Annotated in this window: 18 protein-coding genes; 4 read left to right on the forward strand and 14 right to left on the reverse strand. The window is 73.4% G+C overall.

The window, feature by feature from the left end:
• Nucleotides 1-2: 2 nt before the first annotated feature.
• The 6 genes from ACLJPY_RS20750 to ACLJPY_RS20775 form a co-directional block, all read right to left on the reverse strand.
• Entirely contained in the window at nucleotides 3-1214 is a 1212-nt protein-coding gene (locus tag ACLJPY_RS20750; protein WP_410591236.1) for an ROK family transcriptional regulator, read from the reverse strand.
• 515 nt (nucleotides 1215-1729) lie between these two features.
• A complete protein-coding gene (nudC, locus tag ACLJPY_RS20755) occupies nucleotides 1730-2749 on the reverse strand; it encodes an NAD(+) diphosphatase (RefSeq protein WP_410590699.1) in 1020 nt (339 codons plus the stop codon).
• Nucleotides 2749-4128: a M16 family metallopeptidase gene (locus ACLJPY_RS20760; protein WP_410590701.1), complete on the reverse strand. Its 1380-nt coding sequence runs from the start codon at nucleotides 4126-4128 to the stop codon at nucleotides 2749-2751. Before ACLJPY_RS20760 ends, nudC begins: the two co-directional genes overlap by 1 nt.
• Nucleotides 4125-5417, reverse strand: a complete 1293-nt coding sequence (locus tag ACLJPY_RS20765; RefSeq protein ID WP_410590703.1) for a M16 family metallopeptidase — start codon at nucleotides 5415-5417, stop codon at nucleotides 4125-4127. The genes ACLJPY_RS20760 and ACLJPY_RS20765 overlap by 4 nt, the downstream gene beginning before the upstream one ends.
• 9 nt (nucleotides 5418-5426) lie before the next feature.
• Entirely contained in the window at nucleotides 5427-5630 is a 204-nt protein-coding gene (locus ACLJPY_RS20770; protein ID WP_410590705.1) for a hypothetical protein, read from the reverse strand.
• A gap of 228 nt (nucleotides 5631-5858) precedes the next feature.
• A complete protein-coding gene (locus tag ACLJPY_RS20775) occupies nucleotides 5859-6866 on the reverse strand; it encodes a stage II sporulation protein M (protein ID WP_410590707.1) in 1008 nt (335 codons plus the stop codon).
• A gap of 34 nt (nucleotides 6867-6900) precedes the next feature.
• Here ACLJPY_RS20775 and ACLJPY_RS20780 point away from each other — a divergent pair, with 34 nt between their 5' ends.
• A complete protein-coding gene (locus ACLJPY_RS20780) occupies nucleotides 6901-7866 on the forward strand; it encodes an RDD family protein (RefSeq protein ID WP_410590709.1) in 966 nt (321 codons plus the stop codon).
• Between the two features lie 3 nt (nucleotides 7867-7869).
• Here ACLJPY_RS20780 and ACLJPY_RS20785 read toward each other — a convergent pair whose 3' ends face one another.
• The 5 genes from ACLJPY_RS20785 to ACLJPY_RS20805 are packed head-to-tail and all read right to left on the reverse strand — an operon-like array spanning nucleotide 7870 to nucleotide 13063.
• Nucleotides 7870-9162, reverse strand: a complete 1293-nt coding sequence (locus tag ACLJPY_RS20785; protein ID WP_410590711.1) for a DUF58 domain-containing protein — start codon at nucleotides 9160-9162, stop codon at nucleotides 7870-7872.
• Between the two features lies 1 nt (nucleotide 9163).
• Nucleotides 9164-10129: an AAA family ATPase gene (locus ACLJPY_RS20790; protein ID WP_410590713.1), complete on the reverse strand. Its 966-nt coding sequence runs from the start codon at nucleotides 10127-10129 to the stop codon at nucleotides 9164-9166.
• Complete coding sequence (locus ACLJPY_RS20795) at nucleotides 10126-11265, reverse strand: DUF4350 domain-containing protein (RefSeq protein WP_410590714.1); 1140 nt, start codon at nucleotides 11263-11265, stop codon at nucleotides 10126-10128. The genes ACLJPY_RS20790 and ACLJPY_RS20795 overlap by 4 nt, the downstream gene beginning before the upstream one ends.
• Nucleotides 11262-11903, reverse strand: a complete 642-nt coding sequence (locus ACLJPY_RS20800; RefSeq protein ID WP_410590716.1) for a DUF4129 domain-containing protein — start codon at nucleotides 11901-11903, stop codon at nucleotides 11262-11264. Before ACLJPY_RS20800 ends, ACLJPY_RS20795 begins: the two co-directional genes overlap by 4 nt.
• Nucleotides 11897-13063, reverse strand: a complete 1167-nt coding sequence (locus tag ACLJPY_RS20805) for a hypothetical protein (RefSeq protein WP_410590717.1) — start codon at nucleotides 13061-13063, stop codon at nucleotides 11897-11899. Before ACLJPY_RS20805 ends, ACLJPY_RS20800 begins: the two co-directional genes overlap by 7 nt.
• 253 nt (nucleotides 13064-13316) lie before the next feature.
• Between ACLJPY_RS20805 and ACLJPY_RS20810 the strand changes: the two genes are divergently transcribed.
• Nucleotides 13317-14342, forward strand: a complete 1026-nt coding sequence (locus ACLJPY_RS20810; RefSeq protein ID WP_410591237.1) for a neutral zinc metallopeptidase — start codon at nucleotides 13317-13319, stop codon at nucleotides 14340-14342.
• On the opposite strand, the gene ACLJPY_RS20815 is transcribed toward ACLJPY_RS20810, so the two are convergent.
• Together ACLJPY_RS20815 and ACLJPY_RS20820 are read right to left on the reverse strand one after the other, a co-directional pair.
• Nucleotides 14335-14760: a hypothetical protein gene (locus ACLJPY_RS20815; protein WP_410590719.1), complete on the reverse strand. Its 426-nt coding sequence runs from the start codon at nucleotides 14758-14760 to the stop codon at nucleotides 14335-14337. The genes ACLJPY_RS20810 and ACLJPY_RS20815 overlap by 8 nt on opposite strands.
• A gap of 81 nt (nucleotides 14761-14841) precedes the next feature.
• Nucleotides 14842-15921, reverse strand: a complete 1080-nt coding sequence (locus tag ACLJPY_RS20820) for a potassium channel family protein (protein ID WP_410590721.1) — start codon at nucleotides 15919-15921, stop codon at nucleotides 14842-14844.
• A 70-nt stretch (nucleotides 15922-15991) separates the two neighbouring features.
• Between ACLJPY_RS20820 and ACLJPY_RS20825 the strand changes: the two genes are divergently transcribed.
• Both ACLJPY_RS20825 and ACLJPY_RS20830 read left to right on the forward strand, forming a co-directional pair.
• Nucleotides 15992-16360, forward strand: coding sequence for a hypothetical protein (locus ACLJPY_RS20825; protein ID WP_410590723.1), 369 nt, complete (start codon nucleotides 15992-15994; stop codon nucleotides 16358-16360).
• A gap of 3 nt (nucleotides 16361-16363) precedes the next feature.
• Complete coding sequence (locus ACLJPY_RS20830) at nucleotides 16364-16726, forward strand: hypothetical protein (RefSeq protein WP_410590725.1); 363 nt, start codon at nucleotides 16364-16366, stop codon at nucleotides 16724-16726.
• Nucleotides 16727-16911: 185 nt separating this feature from the next.
• On the opposite strand, the gene ACLJPY_RS20835 is transcribed toward ACLJPY_RS20830, so the two are convergent.
• On the reverse strand, nucleotides 16912-20148 hold the full coding sequence (locus ACLJPY_RS20835) for an ATP-dependent helicase (protein ID WP_410590727.1): 3237 nt from the start codon (nucleotides 20146-20148) through the stop codon (nucleotides 16912-16914).
• Nucleotides 20149-20252: the final 104 nt, after the last annotated feature.

Raw genomic sequence — 20252 nt, forward strand, 5'->3', positions numbered from 1 at the left:
CCTCATCGGTTGGGGCTACTCGGTCGGGGACGGGTGATGTCGCCCTCGGGCCTGCGCGACCCGAGGAGCGTGGGGGTGACGACGCCGAAGACGTCCTCACGGGTGGTGGCGAGCGCCGACTGCAGCGCGCCCGCGCGAACGGCGTTGCCCTGCACGGAAGCGCAGCCCACGGGCGTGCGCGGCAGGACGAGTTCGTGCAGCTTTTCCTGGACGAGCGCGGCGAAGTCCTCCCCGCCGGCCCGGCTGGTGTCGCCGCAGAGGAGCACGAGCTGCGGGTCGGCGACGGCGACGAGGTTGGCGACGCCGCCGGCGACCCGCTTGGCCAGATCGTGCCGGAAGGGGTGGCCCGGCCCGGTTTTCGCCACGGCTTCCCAGGCGGTGGCGGCTTCGACGCCGTGCGCGGCGGCGAGGCGGCAGATGGCGGGCGAGTCGACCAGGTTGCCGAACCGGGCGCCGGCTTCGGGCCAGACGTCCCCGGTGTCCACGGTGGCCGGATCGGGCACGCGCATCCAGTCGATCTCCCCGCCGCCGCCGGTGGCGCCGCGCAGCAGCCGCCGTCCGATGACGACGGCACCGCCGACGCCTTCGGAGAGCCAGACCATGACGAAGTCGTCGACGTCCTGGGCCTGTCCGACGGTCATCTCCTCGACGGCGACGAGGTTGACGTCGTTTTCGATGAGGACGTCGACGCCGAGCTCGTCGGACAGCTTCTGCGGGACGTCGAAGCCGAGCCAGCCGGGGATGTGCGGAGCGGACGAGAGCAGGCCGGTCCGCGGATCGAACGCCCCCTGCGCGCCGATCACGACGTGGGCGAGGTCCGTCCGCTCGATCCCGGCTTCTTCGGCGACCTTCTGGAGTGCTTCCCCGAAGGTCCCGACGACGTCGGCGCCTTCGTGCACGGGCAGCGGAGTCCGGTACTCGGCGAGCACCACGCCGGCGACATCGGCGACGACGAAGTCGGCGACGTGCGGCGTGAGGTCGACGGCGGCGACGAAGGCGAGGCTGCCGTTGGCCGCCCAGAGCTGGGCCCGCGGTCCCCGGCCCCCACCCCGCACACCGGCTTTCGTGACGAGGTTGTCCAGCTCGAGCCGGGTGAGCAGCTGCGCGGTGGCGGGCTTGGACAGGCCGATGGCGAGCTCGAGCTCGGCGCGCGTGAGCGGCCCTTCCCGGAGGAGGACCTCGATGGCGGCGCGATCGTTGATCTCGCGCAGCATCCGCGGACTGCCGGCTCGCACTCGTCGTCTCCCGACTTAATTAGGATACTTTACAGACGGTTTCCGGGGACTGTAGTGAGCCGCGGCACAGCCGTCAACGGTCTGGTGAAACGAGCAGGTAACGCCTCGCCGGCGCTGGGCCACGTGGCCGAAACACCGGTGAACGAGTTGCGCCGGCGGTCCGCGCGTTGGTCAGCGGATTTCCGCTTGCGCGGGCGGGGATGCGGGTCTGCGTGGACGTCGTGGCGCAGCGGGTGCGGACCACCTGGACCAAGCGGTCCCGGGGCGGTCCGGCGGCAGCCGTGCGCAACCGGGTGCCGATCGTTTTCCCGCTGCCGCCGGGCGCGGCGCTGCACGAGGTGGATGCTGAACCTGGCCTACGGCGGCCCGGCGGACTTCACGGGTGAGCCGGACCGTTCGATGATCGAGCGCCGCGACCTGCGCTGAAGGCCCCGGAAACAAAACGGCCCCGGCGGAAAGCCGGGGCCGGTTCGTAGCGAGTCGTGTTCGGACGGTTACTCCTCCGCGTCCGCCCACGCCTTCAGCATCACGCGGGCGATGGACGAGTTCCCCGGCAGGATCATCTCCGCCGAGCCGCCCGCGATAGGCGTGGGGCGAGACCCCTCACCGCGCGCCGAGCTGTTCTCGAACGCCGCGCGCACCTCCTCGCGGGACACCCACAGCGCCTCTTCGATCTCGCCGTCCGCCGGGACCAGCGGCAACGACCGGTCCGCGCGGGCCGTGAACCCCAGCATGATCGACCGCGGGAACGGCCACGGCTGGCTGCCCAGGTAGCGGACGTCGGACACCGACGCGCCGACCTCCTCGCGGATCTCGCGCACCACGCAGGCTTCCAGGGACTCCCCCGCCTCGACGAACCCCGCCAGCACCGAATACCGCCCCGCCGGCCAGATCGGCTGGCGGGCCAGCAGCACGTGCGAACCGTTCGCGCCCTCCGGGGAATGGACCAGGCAGATCACCGCCGGGTCCGTGCGCGGGTACTCCTCGCGGCCGTCGTTCGTGCACTTGCTCGCCCAGCCGAACTGGATCAGCTCGGTCGGGTGGCCGCAGCGGGTGCAGAACTTCGACTGGCGACGCCAGTTCCGCAACGCCTGCGCCGTGGTGAACAGGCCCGCCGACGTGTCGTCCAGCAGGTCGCCGTACCCGCGCAGCTCGACCCAGATTTCGCCGTCGATGCTGGGGACCTCCTCGACGAAACCCCAGCTGCCCGCCATCTTCACCGTGCCGGCGTCCCCCGACGGGCCGCCCGGCAGCGACCAGTGGTCGACGCCCTGCCACTCGCCGAGGAACACCGCGTCCTCGGGCGGTGCGGTGCCGTAGTCGATCGCCTTGCGGAACGCCAGCGTCGACGAGCCCTCGACGACCGGGGTGCGCCCGGCGTCGTCCAGGAGGACGACCCGGGCGTCGGCCCAGCGCGACACCAGCCGGGCGGGGTTGGTGCGCAAGCCTTCCTGACGGTCCACAGTGGACCGGGACAGGGTCGGCAGGGCACCCAGGGTGAACGGGACGGACATCAGGCCGGCTCGCCCACGACCACGTCGCCGAGCGCCAGGAGCTTGCGCTCGAGGACGGCCGCGTCGCCGACCACGACACCGGTGAACCGCTTGGGCGCGAAGTACTTCAGCGCCGCGTCCGCGACCTCGGCCGCCGTCACCGCGGCCACCCGCGCCGGGTGCTCGTTCAGCCACTCCAAGCCCAGCCCGGTCGACGCCAGCGCGAGCACCTGCCCGGCCAGCCCGGCCTGCGACGACGTCGACGTCAGCAGCGAGCCGATCGCGTACTGCCGCACCGACTCCAGCTCGTCGCCCGACGGCGGGACCTGGCCGAGGCGACCCAGCTCGTAGCGGGTCTCCAGCAGCGCCGGGGCCGTCGCGTCGGTCGCGGTGTCCGCGTCGACGTTCACCACCGCCGTGCCGTCGGTGAACTCGAACCCGGAGTGCGCGGAGTAGGTGTACCCCTTGTTCTCGCGGATGTTCTCCACCAGCCGCGACGAGAAGTACCCGCCGTAGGCCAGGTTCGCCAGCTGCAGCGCCGCGTAGCCCGGGTCCGTGCGCGGGACCGTCTGCGCCGACAGCCGGATCTGCGACTGCACCGCACCGGCGCGCGGCACCAGCAGCACGTCCGGCCCGGTCAGGTCCGGCAGCGGCGGCAGCCGGACGGCGGAGCGGTCCGACGCCCAGCCGCCGAGCACCTTCTCGAGTTCGTCGATGACACCGGACGGGTCGAGGTCGCCGACCAGCACCATGACCGAACCGCGCGGCAGCACCGACGCCTGGTGCAGCGCCCGCACCTGCTCCGGCGTCACGACGGCGACGTCCTCGGCCTGCGGCACCTCGCGCGTGGCCGGGTGGTCGCCGTAGCGGTGCTTCTGCAGGGCCTCGCGCGCGATCGTGCGCGGCTGCGTGCGCGAGACGGCGATCCGCTCGACCAGCCGCTCCTTTTCGCGCGCGATCTCCTCGTCGGCGTAGGTCGCGCCGGTGAGGACGTCGCCGAGCACGTCGAGGAACGTCGGCAGCTTGTCGGCCAGCGCGGACCCGGTGAGCACCAGGCGCTCCGGGTCGACCCCGGCGCCGATGTCGCCGCCGATCAGCGCCAGCTCGGCGTCGATCTCGATGCGGTTGCGGCGGGCGGTGCCGGTCAGGATCGTCTCGGCGAGCACCTCGGCCGTGGCCGGGTGCAGGGCGTCGTCACCCGCGAACGGGATCCACAGCCGCGCCTCGACCATCGGCACGGTCGCCTTGCGGACGGCCACCACGCGCAGGCCGTTCGCCAGCGTCGTGTCCACATGGGACAGATCGGCGGCGGCCCGCTGCGACCCGAGCGCGGGCAGCGGCCGCGGACCCCGCTCGGTGCGGCCGATCTCCTCGGCGCTGCGGTGCGTTGCTGAAGTCACTGCTCGTTGTTCCCTTCCGAAGCGGGCTTGACCACCAGCACGGCGCGCGCGTCCGGGCGCAGCGCCTTGGCCGCCGCCGAGACGGCTTCCGCGGTGACGGCGGACATCCGGTCCGCGAGCCGGTACACCAGCGACGCGTCGCCGTAGAGCAGTTCGAACGAGCCGAGGGCCAGCGTCCGCGACACGAGCCTGTCGTGCTCCGAGTGCAGGCTCGCGGTCCAGCGGGCGGTGACCTTGCGCAGCTCCTCCTCGCTCGGCGGGGTTTCGGCGAGCTTCTCCAGCTCGTCGTCCAGCGCGGCGAGCACGCGCTCGCGCGGCACCTCGTGCGGGTGGATCAGGGTGATGGTGAACGTGTCGGGGTCGCGGGCCTCGAACGGGCCGAACAGCCCGGCGCCGGCGCCGATGTCGACGACCAGCGGCTCCTTGTGCACGAGCCGCTGCTGCAGGCGGGAGCCGTCGCCGTCGGTGAGCACGCCGGCCAGCACGAGGTAGGCCAGGTAGCTGTCGACGTCGTTGATCGGGTCCGGCATCCGGTAGCCGATGCCGAGCGCGGGCAGCGGAGCGTGCGCGTCTTCGACCTCGCCGCGCAGCTCGGTGGTCGGCAGCGGCTCGGCGAACGACGGGCGCTGCGGCGCCGGCCGGTGCGGGACGTCGCCGAAGTGCTCCTCGATCAGCTTCTTCGCGTTGTCCACCTCGAAGTCGCCCGCCACCGTGAGCACGGCGTTCGCCGGCGAGTAGTAGGTGTCGAAGAAGGCCGCGCAGTCGTCCACCGTGGCGCTCTCGAGGTCCTCGAAGCCGCCGTAGCCGTTGTGCGCGTTGGGGAACGTCGAGTACAGCACCGGCGGCAGGGTGATCCACGGGAACCCGCCGTACGGCCGGTTCAGCACGTTGAGCCGGATCTCCTCCTTGACGACGTCGATCTGGTTCGCCAGGTTCTCCGCCGTCAGCTTGGGCGCGCGCATCCGGTCGGCCTCGAGGAACAGCGCGCGCTCGAGCGCGGCGCTCGGCAGCACCTCGAAGTAGTCGGTGTAGTCCGGGTGGGTGGACCCGTTGAAGGTTCCGCCGCTGGACTGCACGTGCCGGAAGTGCGCGAGTTTCTCCAGGCTCTCGGAGCCCTGGAACATCAGGTGCTCGAAGAGGTGCGCGAAACCGGTGCGCCCCTCCGGCTCGGAACGGAAACCCACGTCGTAGTGCACGCTGACGCCGACCACCGGCGCGGTCGCGTCGGGGGCGAGAACCACCCGCAGACCGTTGTCGAGGGTGTATCGGACGAGCTCGGGATCGGCCATGGCCCCACCCTACGACGGCTGGGCGGTCGCCTGCGTCCCGACTGGCTGCTGAGCAGGGGTCTCCCGGCCGGCCCCGCCGAGCAGCCGGCCGCGGTGCGCGGCGGCGAACGTCCCCGCCGGCGCCGACGCGAAGGATCCGGCCTGGTCAGGCGACACGTCACCGGCGTGCCAGCCGACCGGCGGCGGGTGCGCGAGCCCGTCGAACGCGGCCACCCACGGCGCCAGTTCGCCCAGAGCGAGCGCGTAGGCCCCTTTCGGCGCGCCCGCGCAGCCACTCGGTCCCGGTGGCGCACCCGGGCCCCGTGCACGGCGCCACCGAGAACCGCAACCAGCAGTGCAACACGTGGCTCGCCCCCGCGGGCGACGTCTCCCAGCCTTGTGTCGACCCTCCGATCACGCGTGCCGGCTCCCGGATCACCCGGGCCGGCTCCTCCCGCACGTTCAGCCCGACTCGGGCAGCGCGTCCCCGGCGTCGCGAGCCGCGAGGTCGCCGACCTCGCCGTCCTTCGCCGCGCGGCGGCCGAGGGTGAACACGTAGGCCAGGAAAGCGATTTCCACCGCCACGCCGATGCCCACGCGCACCCACGTCGGCCAGCCCGACGGCGTCACGAACGCCTCGATGACGCCGGACACGAACAGCACGCACGTCAGCCCGAGCGCCATCACCACCACCGAGCGGCCCTGCTCGGCGAGCGCCGCCGTGCGGGAGCGGCGGCCCGGGTCGATCACCGTCCAGCCGAGCTTCAGCCCGGTGCCCGCCGCGACGAACACCGCCGTCAGCTCCAGGAGGCCGTGGGGCAGCAGGAGGCCGATCATGACGTCGCCGCGGCCGGCCGCGCTCATCGCGCCGATGATCAGCCCCGCGTTGAGCGAGTTCAGCCACAGCGCGGCCAGCACCGGCAGGCCCAGCGCGATGCCGAGGAACAGGCAGGTCGCCGTCACCCACGCGTTGTTCGTCCAGACGTGCGCCGCGAAGGACGCCGCCGGTCCGGTCGAGTAGTAGCTCTCCGCTTCGCCGCCCGGCTCGGTCAGCCGGCGCAGCTCCTCCGGCGTCCCGACCGACGCGCGGACCACCGGGTCGCGCGCGACCCAGACGGCGATCACCGCCATCACCGCGATCGACACCAGCGCGGCCGGGATCCACCAGCGCCGCGACAGGTAGACCGCGGCGGGGAACCGGCGCGTGAAGAACAGCGCGACCTCGCGCCAGGCCGGGTTGTGCGACCCGGAAACCGCCGACCGGCCGCGGGCGACCAGATCGGACAGCCTGCCGAGCAGCGCCGGGTCCGGCGCGACCGACCGGACCATCGACAGGTGCGTCGCGGTCCGCTGGTAGAGCGTCACCAGCTCGTCGGCTTCCGGCCCGGTCAGCTTGCCGCCGCGCCGGGTCAGCTCGCCGAGCCGGTTCCACTCCGCCGCGTGCGCAGCGACGAAGACGTCCACATCCACGCCGACCACCCTATCCGTCGATACGCTGGACCTCGTGCACGAGGAATCGGAGCTGGTCACCGGCGAAGCGGTCGTCCTGGACCTGCGCGTCGCCAAGCTCGCCAGCCGCGCGGTGGCGATGGCGCTGGACGTGCTGGTGCAGTTCGCGCTGCTGTTCGGGGCGTTCACGGTGCTCACCTTCGCGGTGCCGTTCGACGACCAGTCGCTGTTCGTGGCGCTGCTGCTCGTCTTCGTCGTGCTGGTCGTGGTCGGCTACCCGGTCCTGTCCGAGACGCTCTCGCGCGGCCGTTCGCTGGGCAAGATGGCGATGGGGCTGCGGGTGGTCCGCGTCGACGGCGGCCCGATCCGGTTCCGGCACGCGCTGGTGCGCGGGCTCGCCGGGTTCGTGGTGGACTTCTGGGCGCTCGGGCTGTTCGGCGCGGTCGCGGTGATCGTGTCGCTGTGCTCGTCGAACGGGCGCCGCGTCGGCGACTTCCTGGCCGGGACGCTGGTGATCCGCGAGCGCGTCCCGGACGGCGGGACGTACGCGGCGGTCGCGATGCCGCCGGGCCTCGAAGGCTGGGCGGCGCAGCTCGACCTGACGCGGTTGCCGGACGACCTCGCGCTGGCGAGCCGCCAGTTCCTGAGCCGGTACCGCGAGCTGCGGCCGGAGGCGGCGCACGCGCTGGGCTGGGGGCTCGCGCAGCAGGTGGGGAACGCGCTGGGCACGCCGGTGCCGCCGGGCGTCCCGCCGTGGGCGTTCCTGGCGGCGGTGCTGGCGGAGCGCCGCAACCGCGACCACGCCCGGGCGTTCCAGGCCTACGCGGCCAGGGCCGATCAGCCGTTCCCGGCACCGCAGGCGGCGTGGCCGGGTCCGCCGGCGAACATCCAGCCGGGGCCGGCCTTTCCGGCACCGCAAGCAGCCTGGCCGGGTCCGCAGGCGAACGTCCAGCCGGATCCGCCGACTCCGCCGTCCGGCACGCCGATCCCCGCGGAAAACCCGTTCACCCCGCCGAGCTGACGCTCACAGGCGTCCGGCGGCCTTCAACGCCAGGTAGCGGTCCGCCAGTGCCGGCGGCAGTTCCTCCGGGACCGCGTCCACCACGCTCACCCCGTGCCGCGTGAGCCGTTCGGTCATCCGCGCGCGCTCGGCCGTCGTGCGGACCGCCGATGCCGCGTCGTAGACCGCTTCCGCGTCGCCGCGGGCCGACAGCATCTCCGCCACCCGGGGGTCCGCCACCGACGCCACCACCAGCTCGTGCCGCCCGGTCAGCGAGCTCAGCACCGGGAACAGGCCCTCCTCCAGCGGCGCCGCGTCCAGTCCGGTCAGCAGCACCACCAGCGCCCGGCGGCGGGTCCGCTGCAGCACCTGGGCGACCATGCCCCGCGCGTCCGTCTCGACCAGCGACGGCTCGAGCGGCGCCATCGCGTTCACCAGCGACGTCAGCAACGACGCCCCCGACGAGCCCTGCACGGCCGCCCGCAGCCGCCGGTCGTAGGCGAGCAGGTCGACGCGGTCGCCGGCCCGGGTGGCCAGTGCGGCCAGCAGCAACGCCGCATCCATCGCCGCGTCGAGGCGGGGCGCGTCACCCACCCGGCCCGCCGAAACGCGGCCCGTGTCGAGGACCAGCACCACGTGCCGGTCGCGCTCGGGCCGCCAGGTCCGGACCATGACGTCGGCGGCCCGCGCGGTCGCGCGCCAGTCGATGGACCGGACGTCGTCGCCGATGACGTATTCGCGCAGCGAGTCGAATTCCGTGCCCTGGCCCCGGATCAGCACCGCGTTGCGGCCGTCGAGCTGCTGCAGCCGCGCCAGCCGCGACGGCAGGTGCTTGCGGCTGTGGAACGGCGGCAGCACCCGGACCGTCCACGGCACCGCGTGCGAACCCTGCCGCGCGGCGACGCCCAGCGGCCCGACCGACCGGACCGTCACGCGCACCGCCGTCCGGTCACCGCGCCGCGACGGCCGCAGCGCGGTCACGAACGCACGCCGCTCCCCCGGCGGGACGCGCACCGCGTGCCGGTCCGCCGCGCCCGCCGAAGGCGGCCACGCGTCGCGCAGCTGCCCGCGCACGGTCCGGCCGCCGGGGTTGGCGACCACCAGCGTCACCTCGCACGGCTCGCCGAGCCGGACGGAAGTGTCGCCGGAGCGCGAAAACGCCAGCCCGCGCACGCTGCCCGCCAGCAGGAGGTCGACGACGACCAGCACCAGCAGCACCGCGCCGACGGCCAGGATCCCGGTGACCGACGGCAGGAGCAGCCCGACCACCAGCGCGCCGAACAGCGCCAGCAGCCCGAGCCTTCCGGTGACGGCCATGTCAGCGCGGCACGGGCACGGACGCGAGCACGCGGTCCAGCACGCCGTCCGCGGTGACGCCCTCGAGCTCGGCCTCCGGCCGGACGTCGAGGCGGTGCCGCAGCGCCGGCCGGGCGAGGGCCTTGACGTCGTCGGGCGTCGCGTAGTCGCGTCCGGCGAGCCAGGCCCAGGCCCGGGTCACCGCGAGCAACGCCGTGGCGCCACGCGGGGAAACGCCGATCCGCACCGAGGGCAGGGACCGCGTCGCCCGGCACAGGTCGACGACGTACCCGATCACCTCCGGCCCGACCGTCACGCGCGCCACGGCTTCCCGGGCCGCGGCGAGTTCCGGGGCGCCGGCGACGGCCTTCAGCCCCGCCGCCGCGAGGTTGCGCGGGTCGAAGCCCTGCGCGTGCCGCCAAAGGATGCCGATCTCGTCCTCGCGCGAGGGCGCCGGCATGGTCAGCTTGAGCAGGAACCGGTCCAGCTGCGCTTCCGGCAGCGGGTAGGTGCCTTCGTACTCCACCGGGTTCTGGGTGGCGATCACGATGAACGGGTCCGGCAGCGGCCGCGACTTGCCGTCGATCGACACCTGCCGCTCCTCCATCGCCTCCAGCAGCGACGATTGCGTCTTCGGCGGCGTCCGGTTGATCTCGTCGGCGAGCAGCAGGTTCGTGAACACCGGGCCTTCGCGGAAGGAGAACTCGCCGCTGTGCGCGTCGTAGACGATCGACCCGGTGACGTCGCCGGGCATCAGGTCCGGCGTGAACTGCACGCGCGTGGTCTCCAGGTCCAGCGCCGCGGCCAAGGCGCGCACCAGCAGCGTCTTCGCCACGCCCGGGACGCCTTCGAGCAGCACGTGGCCCCGGCAGAGCAGGGCCAGGATCAGCCCGGTGACCGCGGCTTCGTTGCCGACGACGGCCTTGCCGACCTCGGCGCGCAGCGCGATCAGCGCGTCACGGGCCCCGGTCGCGTTCTCGCTGGTCAAGTTCGCCCTGCCTCTCGTTCCACCCTGTCCAGTTCGCCGGCCAGCCGGACCAGCGCGGGATCGTCCGGCACCGGCGGCCCGTAGAGGACCGCACCGACGTCGTTCGCCGGGCGGTGCGTCCGCGTGCTCACCGACTCCACCAGCGCCGCCGGATCGGCGTCGCGCGGCAGCCCCAGCGCGGTCCGCAGCCGGCCGCGGGCCGCCTCCCGCAGCGTCTCACCCGCGTGCCCGGCGGCCTTCGCCCGCCGGTACAGCCGCGCGCGGCCTTCGGCCGTTTCGGCCGCGCGGACGACGATCGGCAGCGGCTCGGTGACGACCGGGCCGAGCCGGCGGGCCCGCCACAACGCCAGCAGCGCCACGGCGACGAACGCCTGCGCGGCGCCGTAGTACCAGCCGTCCGGGATCAGGCCGAAGATCGACCGGCGGTCGCTGTCCAGCGCCGGGTCGGTCTCCGACGGCAGGTACCAGACGAGCTTCGGGTGCGCGCCCAGCAGGCGCAGCGCCAGCGCCGCGTTGCCCTGTTCGGCGAGCCGCGCGTTCGTCAGCGGCGCCGGAGTGCCGAGCAGCGTCGTCGTGCCGCGGCCGCCGGCGAGCTGCAGCAGCGAGCCGCCGCCGTCCTCGCCGGGGTAGCACGAGCGCGCGCCCGGGGCGGCGTAGCCGATCCCGCCGAGCGTGGCCTCGCCCGCCGCGACCGCCGCGGCGACCGTGCACTGCGGCGGCAAGGTCCCGACGTCGCTGCGGCCGGCTTCCTGCACGAGCGGCAGGGAATCGTGCAGGGTCCGCTCCCCCGGCGTCACGAGGACGACGTCCGCCGCGCGCTCCCGCAGTGCGTCGAACTGCTTCGCCGGGGCGAGGTCCGGGGCGGTGACGAGCAACGTCGTGGCTTCGCCGACCTCGGTGTCCGCTTCGGCGGCCGTGCGCGCGGTCCGGACGTCGACGCCCTGGTCCTTCAGCAGGGCCGCGAGGGCGTGCGCGCCGGCGGGCTCGTAGGAGCCGGGTTCGAGGGCGCCGTGGGCCTGCTCGCCGCGACCGAGCAGGAGCAGGGCACCGGCGACGAAGATCAGCGCGAGGAGCGCGAGCGGGACCCGGGCACCGCGCCAGATCCGGCGCAGGTCCGGGGAAACCGAGGTGGTCACGGGGCCGCCACGGCGACCGGTCGCGCCCGGCGGCAGCGTTCGTCCAGCTCGGTCAGCGCGCGGTACGCCGCTTCGGTGCCTTCGCGGCCGCCGTAGTGGACGTCGTCGAACAGCCGCGCGCCCCGCCGCAGGTCCTCGGCGACGTCCGGCAGCAGCAGCCCGGCTTCGGCGGCGGCTTCGTCCGCCGTCCGGCCGGAGCGCGTGTCGAGCAGCGCGCGTTCTTCCAACGCGCGCACGACGGCCCGGAACTGCTCGCGCACGGCGTCGCCGAACCGGCCACCGGCGGCGGCTTCCGCCGCCGACCGGCGGTGGTCGGCGGCGCTTCTGCGCTGCCCGCCGAAGACGAGCCGATCGGCCTTCGCCGCGCGGGCGACCTTGCCCGTGCGCAGCCGGACCACCACCACGAGCACGATCAGCAGCCCGACGACGAGCAGCACGCCGAAGATGCCGCCGGGGACGTCCGAAGAGAGGCTGTTCAGCAGCTTTTCGAGCTGTTCACCCAGGAACTGCCCGATCTGCTGCAGGAATCCCGGCCGCGCGTCCCGGTACTTCGGGTCGGACAGCTCGTCGGCGGCCGCGCGGCGCGCGGTGTCCCGGTCGATGTCGACCGGGACGTCCGTGGGCCTGAACGTCACCATGCCTGCGGCGGCTGGACGCCGGCGGCGCGGGCCAGCTCGATGTCCATGCCTTCGCGGCGCATCCGCTGGTCGAGGTAGACGATCACGGTGACCAGCGCGACGAACGGGATCGCGATGGTGCCGGCGATGATCTGCCCGGCCGACTGCAGCAGCAGGTCTCCGGTGCTCGGCACGACCACCTTGCCCGGGTTGAACATCTGGCTGAACGCGCCGGAGCCGACGGAGAACGGCAGCGAGATGATGTTCTCGAAGACCCCTTCGATGATCCGGGCCAGCAGCAGCACGCCCAGCACCCGCCAGAACGCGCCGCCGACCAGCTTGACCGACCGCGCGAACGCCTCGCGGAACGTGCCGCGCTCGAGCACGAGCGCCGGGGCGGCCAGCGCCCAGAACACCCAGACGAGCACGCCGGGGATGATGCAGAGCATGACGCCGATGGTGCTGAGCAGCGCGTAGACGAACGCCACGCCGAGCAGCGGCAGCAGCCGCGGCTGCACCTCGCTCCAGGCGATGCCGAAGGTGACTTCGCGGCCCAGCGCCGCGCGGCCCATCACCGCGGCCATCAGGCCGGTGGTGACGGTCAGCAGCAACGTCGAGACCAGCGTCGAGGAGATCAGCACGAGGAAGAAGTCGCCGAAGGTGCCGAAGACGGCGTTGCGCAGTTCCTCGTCGGTCGTGGCGGGGCCGAGCTGGACCGTCTTGGCGAGCCCCTGCAGCTCGCCGAACGCGAACTTCGAGACGACGAAGCCGATCGCGGCGGTGATCACCGACGCCACCGCGCCGATGCCCAGGATCAGCAGCGGGTGACGGCGGATGGCGGTGATCGCGCCGTCGAGGATGTCGCCGATGTTGAGCGGCCGCAGCGCGATCACGCCGGGCTTGCCGAGCCCGTGCGGGTTCCAGCGCGGCTGCTGGTGCGGCTGGTACGGGGGCTGCTGCGCGGTGAACGGCGGCAGCGCGTCCGGCCGGTGACCGGGCCCGTGCTGCCAGCCCGGCGGCGGAGCCGGCGTGCCCGGCGCCTGCCAGGCCCGCGGCGGCGTGGCCGGTGACGCGGCGTGATCTTCGGGCCGGTTCGGTTCACCCGATCCGGCGGCGGGAGCCTGGGGCACGCCCTGGCTCGGAGTCGGCGTGTCGGCGCCATCGCCGCCGGTGTCTGTCATCGAAGCCCCTCGCCTGCAGTACCTGCTTGCCGACATGCTCTCAGAGCCGGTTGCACCCGGCCAGACCTGGGGTGACGTCGGTGCGCCGTGACCGCACGCGCACGCATGGGTGCGGGCCGGCCCGTTCCCCCGATATGCTGAATGGCGGGATCGGGTACCCCCGGTCCGTACCGAGACCCTTCGGGACTGCCCAGTGACGCAACCGCCCCACGGCCAGGTACCGCCGCCCCGCGGAACCGTCCAGCCGCCGCCGGTGCCGGCTGCGCAACCGGATCTCCCGTGGCTGGGCCGCCCGCACACCGTGTCCGCTCCGAAGCGCCGCTCGCCGGCGGCGGTGATCGGCGTGTGCCTCGGCGCGGTCGCCGTGCTGGTGCTCGGGCTGGTCGCGATCGTGGCCCTCAACAGCGACAACACGCCACTGGCGACCCCGAACCTCCGTGACGTCCCGACGTCCGAGGACCTCCCCTCGCAGCTGCCGCCCGGCGGCGCGGGTGCCCCGGCGTCGGCGTCGTCGTCGACCCCGTCGACCGAGCTGTCGACACCCAGCCCGACCGGCCCGCAGAAGGTCCTCAAGCTGGCCGACCACCCGATCCTGCAGGACCCGAACGCCGGCCTGCAGAACCGCGTCTGCACCCTCCCGCCGTGGCAGAGCACGCAGGACGGCGCGGAAGCGTTCTTCACCGCCGCCAGCAAGTGCCTCGACGCGGCGTGGGGGCCGTTCCTCGAGGCCTACCACCTGCCGTTCACGCCGCCGGCGCTGCACTTCCCGACCGGCGCGAGCTTCGAAACCGAGTGCGGCACGATCCAGGTCGGCATCGCGACGGCCGCGTACTACTGCGAAAACAACCTGTACGTCCCGTTCCGCGGGCTGCAGACCGACCAGTACGGCAACAACCCCGGCGTCTACCTGGCCCTGTTCGCCCACGAGTACGGCCACCACGTCCAGGAGGTCGCCGGGCTGATGGACGCGGCCTGGCAGAAGATCTACGAGGCCGGCCAGAACAGCCCGGCCGGGCTCGAGATGTCGCGGCGCAAGGAACTGCAGGCCCAGTGCTTTTCCGGGATGTTCCTCGGCGCGCACGTCGACCAGGGCGGCACGATCAGCCGCGACATGTACAACAAGGCCTGGAACGACCAGGAGACCCGCGGCGACAACACTTCCCGCAGCCACGACCACGGGACGAACGCGCACTACGCGTCCTGGTGGCGGGCGGGCGCGACGAGCAACCGGATCGCCGACTGCAACACCTTCGCGGCGCCGTCGTCCGAGGTCAGCTAGCGGTTCCGGCCTTGGGCCGCAGCGGGATGCTCAGCCAGAGGTAGACGAACATCCCGCCGGAGAAGCACGCGAACACCAGCAGGGCCATGCCGAGCGGGCGCCGGGCGTCGGAGGCGCCCATCGACGTGTCCGCGAGGGTGACGCTGACCGCGCCCTGGTCCGGCACCGCCTCGGGCACGGCGACCTCGACGCGTTCGCCCTGGGCGTGCCCGCAGCCGTCGAGCGTGCCTTCGTGGGGCTTGCCGGCGACGGTGAACTGCACGGTTTCCTTCGCGTCCGCCTGGCCGCACGGCGCCGGCTTGGTGACCTGCGCCTGCACCGGCGCGCCGAGGACGTCACCGGCGATGCCCAGCAGCCCGGGCCCGGCCAGCCAGGCGAGGAGCACGACGAGCACGCCCGCCGCGGCGGGGATCGCCACCGTGGGCCACCTGAGGGCGAGGGATCGCGGGGGCACCCGGCCATGGTTCCAGATTCCGCGGCCGAAACCCAGGCGCCCCGGTCAGCGCTCGATCTTCTCCGCCTGGGTGACCTTTTTGACGTAAAGCAGCTTGTCGCCCGGTTCGATGGCGTCGGCTTGCGGCGCGTCCACGCGGTACAGGACGCCGTCGCGGACCAGGCCGAGGACGAGGTCGCCCAGGTGCCGCGGCGACCCGCCCTCCTCCGACGGCTCGACCGCGCGCTCGGCGATCGCGAGCCCCGATTCCGGCGTCAGCAGGTCCTCCATGATGTCGACGACCAGCGGCGTCGACGTCGCCATGCCGAGCAGCCGCCCGGCCGTCTCGCTGGAGACGACGACCTGGTCGGCCCCCGACTGCTTGAGCAGGTGGACGTTCTCGGCCTCCCGCACCGACGCGACGATGTGCGCCTTGGGCGCCAGCTCGCGGGCGGTGAGGGTGACGAGCACGGCCGTGTCGTCCCGGTTCGGGGCGACCACGACCGCCCGCGCGTGCTGCACCGCGGCGACGCGCAGCACGTCGGACCGGGTGGCCGAGCCGTGCACGGCGACGAGGCCGAGCGCGCTCGCCGCGTCGAGGGCCTGCTGGTCGGTGTCGACGACGACGATCTGGCCGGGGGCGATGTTCTCGTCGCCGAGCAGCGCGTTGACGGCGGACCGGCCCTTGGTGCCGAACCCGACGACGACCACGTGGTCGCGCACCTTCGTCCTCCACTTCTGGATCTTGAACGCCTGGCGGGAACGCTCGGTGAGCACCTCGAGGGTGGTCCCGACCAGGACGATGAGGAAGAGCACCCGCAGCGGCGTGATCACCAGGACGTTCACCAGCCGGGCGGACGACGTGGCCGGCGCGATGTCGCCGTACCCGGTCGTCGACAGCGAGACGGTGGCGTAGTACAGGCTGTCCAGCAGGGACAGCCCGTCGCCGTTCGCGTCGCGGTAGCCGTCCCGGTCGAGGTAGACGATGACGACCGTGGCCAGCAGCGCGAGCAGCGCCCCGATGATCCGCTTGACGATCGAGCGGAGCGGGCTGACGGTGAGCTCCGGCATCCGCAGGACGCCGACGAGCTCGTGATCGGGCCGATCGGTGAGACTGCCCAGCGGCAGCCGTTTGAGAGCTTTCATGCCGGCTCGTCACCCACGCCCGGAGGATAGCCGAATCCGAGACCGCGCCGCCGCGTGAAACGATGAGTTCATGGCAACCTCGCAACGCCCCGCGCACGTGCTGGTCGGCGCACTGGGCACGATGGGCGTCCTGCACTTCGCGGTCCCGAAGCCGTTCGACGGCCTGATCCCGGCTTCGCTGCCGGGGTCCCGCCGGGCGTGGACGTACGGTTCGGGCGTGGCGGAGCTGGCGGTGGCGGCCGCGGTGGCGGCCCCGCGCACCCGCCGCCTCGGAGCCCTGGCGGCGGCGCTGTTGTTCCTGGGCGTGTTCCCGGGCAACGTGAAGATGGCCCTGGACGCGGCCGAGGCCCCGGCCCCCCGCCGCGCGATCGCCTGGGCGCGCCTGCCGCTGCAGTGGCCCCTGATCGCCTGGGCCCTCAAGGTCCGCGACAACGCGTAACTCGTGCGGGTCGAGATCACCGAGGTGCCGGCGGACGGCTCGGTCCGCTTCGTGTGCCCCGCCGGGTCGGCCCGAGCCCGGTGGCACGGACCCGCGCGTACCGGTGGCTGGGACGTCGAACTGGATTTTCCGGCCGCGGTGAGCACCTGGACGGTGTCGGACCACGGAACCGGCACCCTGACCGGCAGCGGGGCACGGACCCGGATCACCGGTCGCGTCGCCGCCTTCGACCCCGCCGACGGCGTGGCGACGATCGAGGTGTCCGGCAGTCTCGTCCTCGTCGAAGTCGCGCCCCCTGCCCGAATCCAAGCCGGCGACTGGCTTTCCTTCACCGCGGAGCTGCACCTGTACCCGGTGGACCTGTAGTAGCCCACCGACGGAGCATCACCCGTGTCCCGAGAGGCATCACCCGTGTCTCCAGGGGCATCACGCCGATGCCCCGCCGATCACGCGAGTTCCGCCTCTGATCACGCGAGTTCCGTCCTCAATCACGCGAGATGCCCCTCCAATCACGCGAGATGCCCGTCTGATCACGCGAGATGCCCTACGGGTCACGCCTCCGGGATGTCACGCAGCAGCCGGCGGAGGCGTTCCGGGTCCAGGAGGTCCGCCGGCCGGACCGTGCGGTTCGCGCGGACGTAGTGGAACGCGGCCCGTACCTGCTCCACCGGGACGTTCTTCAGCGCCGCCCACGCCATCCGGTACGCCGCCAGCTGGACCGACAGCGCCGGGATGCGCGACTCCGGCGGGACCGCGCCCGTCTTCCAGTCCACCACCGTCCAGCCACCGTCGGGGTCGGCGAAGACCGCGTCCATGCGGCCGCGCAACGTGATGCCTTCGACGTCCGCCGAGAACGTCACCTCCACCGCCACCGGGACGCGCGCGGCCCACTCGCTCTTCTCGAACTCCGTCTGCAGTTCCTCGAAGTCCGCGTCGGGGGCCTCGCCGAAGTCGGCCGCGCCCGGGAGGTCGTCGATCTCGATCAGCTGGTCGCCGGCGAACCGGCGCTCCAGCCAGCCGTGGAACTCCGTGCCGCGGCGGGCGAAGCTGTTGGGCTCCACCGGGAGCGGGCGGCGCAGGTCGCCGGCGAGCCGGGCGGCGTCGTCGGCCAGCGCGACCAGCTGGCTCACCGAAAGCCGCGAAGGCAGCGGCACCCGGTGCACGTGGTCGTCCTTGCGCGCCCACTCCTCCAGCAGGACGTCGGTGTCGGTCACCCAGCCGTCCGGATCGTCGTCCGCTTCTTCGGAAGGATCGGGAGAAGCCAGCGCCTCCGACACGAGCTCGACGCCGGTCTGCACGCCGGTCCGGCGGTCGCCAAGCGGGTCGACCGGCCAGCGCGCCGCCCGCGAGTCCGAGACCAGCGGGTTTTCGTCGTCCTCGGTGGGTTCCGGCGCCCACTCCGCCAGCTGCCCGACGCCGCTCTCACGCAGGACGCCGGCGATCTCCGTGAGGAACTCCGACGGTCCCTTCGCCCGGCTGCTGCTTTCGTTCCACCAGTGCCCGGAAACGATCAGCGCGTGCTCGGACCGCGTCAGCGCGACGTAGCAGAGCCGCCGTTCCTCCGCCTGCTCCCGTTCGACGAACCCGGCTTCGTGCAGCTCCAGTCCTTCTTGGACTTCCTTGCGGTCGTACCCCTCGGCGATCGCCAGCGCAGGCAGGTCTTCGGCGTCACCGCGCAACGCGGCCGGCAGCGACGTCGCCGTCCGCAGCCACGACGACGACCGCCGCCGTCCGGGGAACACCTCGTGCACCAGGTGCGGCACCGCGACGACCTCCCACTCGAGGCCCTTCGCCGAGTGCACGGTCAGCACCTGCACCCGGTCCGGGACGACCTCCACCTCGCCCGGGGTGAGCCCGTCCTCGGCGTGCGCGGCGGTGTTCAGGTAGTCCACAAAGGACAGCAGCGTCGCCGTCGGCGCCGTTTCGGCGTAGTCGGTGACGACCTCGGCGAACGCGTCCAGGTGCGCGCGGCCCGCGGAACCCGGGCGCGCGAGGGATTCGACGTCCAGCAGCATCGTGCGTTCGACGTCGGCGACGAGCTCCGGCAGGGACTGGTCGAGCCGGCGCCGCAGCGCGGCCAGCTCCCAGCCGATCCGCCGGATCCGCTGGTACCCCTCCTCGGAGTACCGGGCGGGATCGCCGGGCTCGTCGATCGCGTCGATGAGCCCGGCCTGCTCGACGCGCTCGACGACCAGTTCCGGCGTGTCCGGCTTCTCCGGGCTGGACAGCTCGCCGGCGCGCCGCCAGAGCGCGGCGACGTCGGCCGCCGAAAGCCGCCAGCGGGCGCCGGTCAGCAGCCGGGCCGCCGCGCTCCCGGACAGCGGATCGGCCAGGACCTTCAGCGTCGACACGAGGTCCGCGACCTCGGGCTCGTCGAGCAGGCCGCCGAGCCCGACGACCTCGACCGGCAGCCCGCGCGCCCGCAGTTCGGCGGCGATCGGCGCCATGTCGGCCCGGCGCCGCACGAGGACCGCGGCGGTCGGCGGCTTGCCCGTCCGTTCCTGGTGGGCGTACCAGCGCCGGGCGAGGGCGTCGGCGACCCACGCGCGTTCGCCGCGGATGTCCGGCAGCAGCGCGCACGCGATGTCCGCGGGGCCGGCGCCTTCGCGCGCCCGCAGGCGTTCGACGCCGAGGCCGCGGGCGCGCAGCGGTTCGGCGATGGCGTTCGCGAGGTCCAGGATCTCCGGTGGGTTGCGGAAACTGGTCAGCAGCCCGAATTCGTGCGCGGGGACGAGCCGTTCGCCGTCGAAGCGCGGGAAGTCCGTGGTGAACCGGGGCAGGTTGGCCGCGCTGGCGCCGCGCCAGCCGTAGATGGCCTGCGCGGGGTCGCCGACGGCGGTGACCGGCATCGGCGGGTTTTCGACGCCGCCGAACAGCGCGCGCAGCAGCACGCGCTGGGCGTGCCCGGTGTCCTGGTATTCGTCGAGCAGCACGGCGCCGTAGCGCTCCCGCTCGCCGCGGACGACGGACGGGTACCCGCCGGCCAGCTGCGCGGCGAGGGACATCTGGTCGGCGAAGTCGAGGGCGCCTTCGTTGCGCTTGCGGCGGTGGTAGTCGTCGACGAGCGGCAGCAGTGCGAGCCGGAAGTGCTGCGCCGCCATGATTTCGGTGAGCTTCTGCGGCAGCGCGGCCCGCTGTCCCTTGGCGCGCGGGGCGTTCTCGATGACGCGGCAGAGCCAGGTCGTGTACTCCGCCAGCTGTTCGGTCGAGACGAGGTGCTCGCCCAGCTCGCCGGCCAGCGCCAGGAGATCGGCTGTCACGGTCGGCGGGACGCGGTCGGTGTCCAGTTCGTTGTCCCAGGTGGACACCACCCGGTGCGCGATCTGCCACGACGACGTCTCCGACAGCAGCCGGACGCCGGGCTGGACCGGCAGGCGCAGGCCGTGTTCGGAGAGCAGGCGCCCGGCGTAGGCGTGGTAGGTGAGGACGGTCGGTTCGCCGGCGACCACAGTGGACCGCAGGCCGCCGGTCGGGTCGAGGCGGTCGAGGAGGCCGGACCCGGCGAGGCGCCGGAGCCGGGCGCGGACGCGTTCGCCGAGCTGGCGCGCGGCTTTGCGGGTGAAGGTGAGGCCGAGGACGCGGTCGGGGCTGACGATCCCGTTGGCGACGAGCCAGACGACCCGCGCGGCCATGGTTTCGGTCTTCCCCGCCCCGGCCCCGGCGACGACGAGCGAGGGCTCGACGGGCGCGGCGATGACGGTGGCCTGTTCGGGCGTGGGCCGGTGCAGCCCGAGCGCGTCGGCGAGTTCGGCCGGTTCGACGGGGTTGGCGATGACGAGCGGGCTCACGGGCGCACCGCCCAGGGCATCGGCTCTCGGGCGGTGGCTGAACTAACCAGGTAGTTCACAAGCCCGTCGCGCACACGCTTCGCCGCGCGACCGAGCGAACTCAC

This window comes from Amycolatopsis sp. lyj-23, from assembly GCF_046549135.1.
Taxonomy (GTDB): Bacteria; Actinomycetota; Actinomycetes; order Mycobacteriales; family Pseudonocardiaceae; genus Amycolatopsis.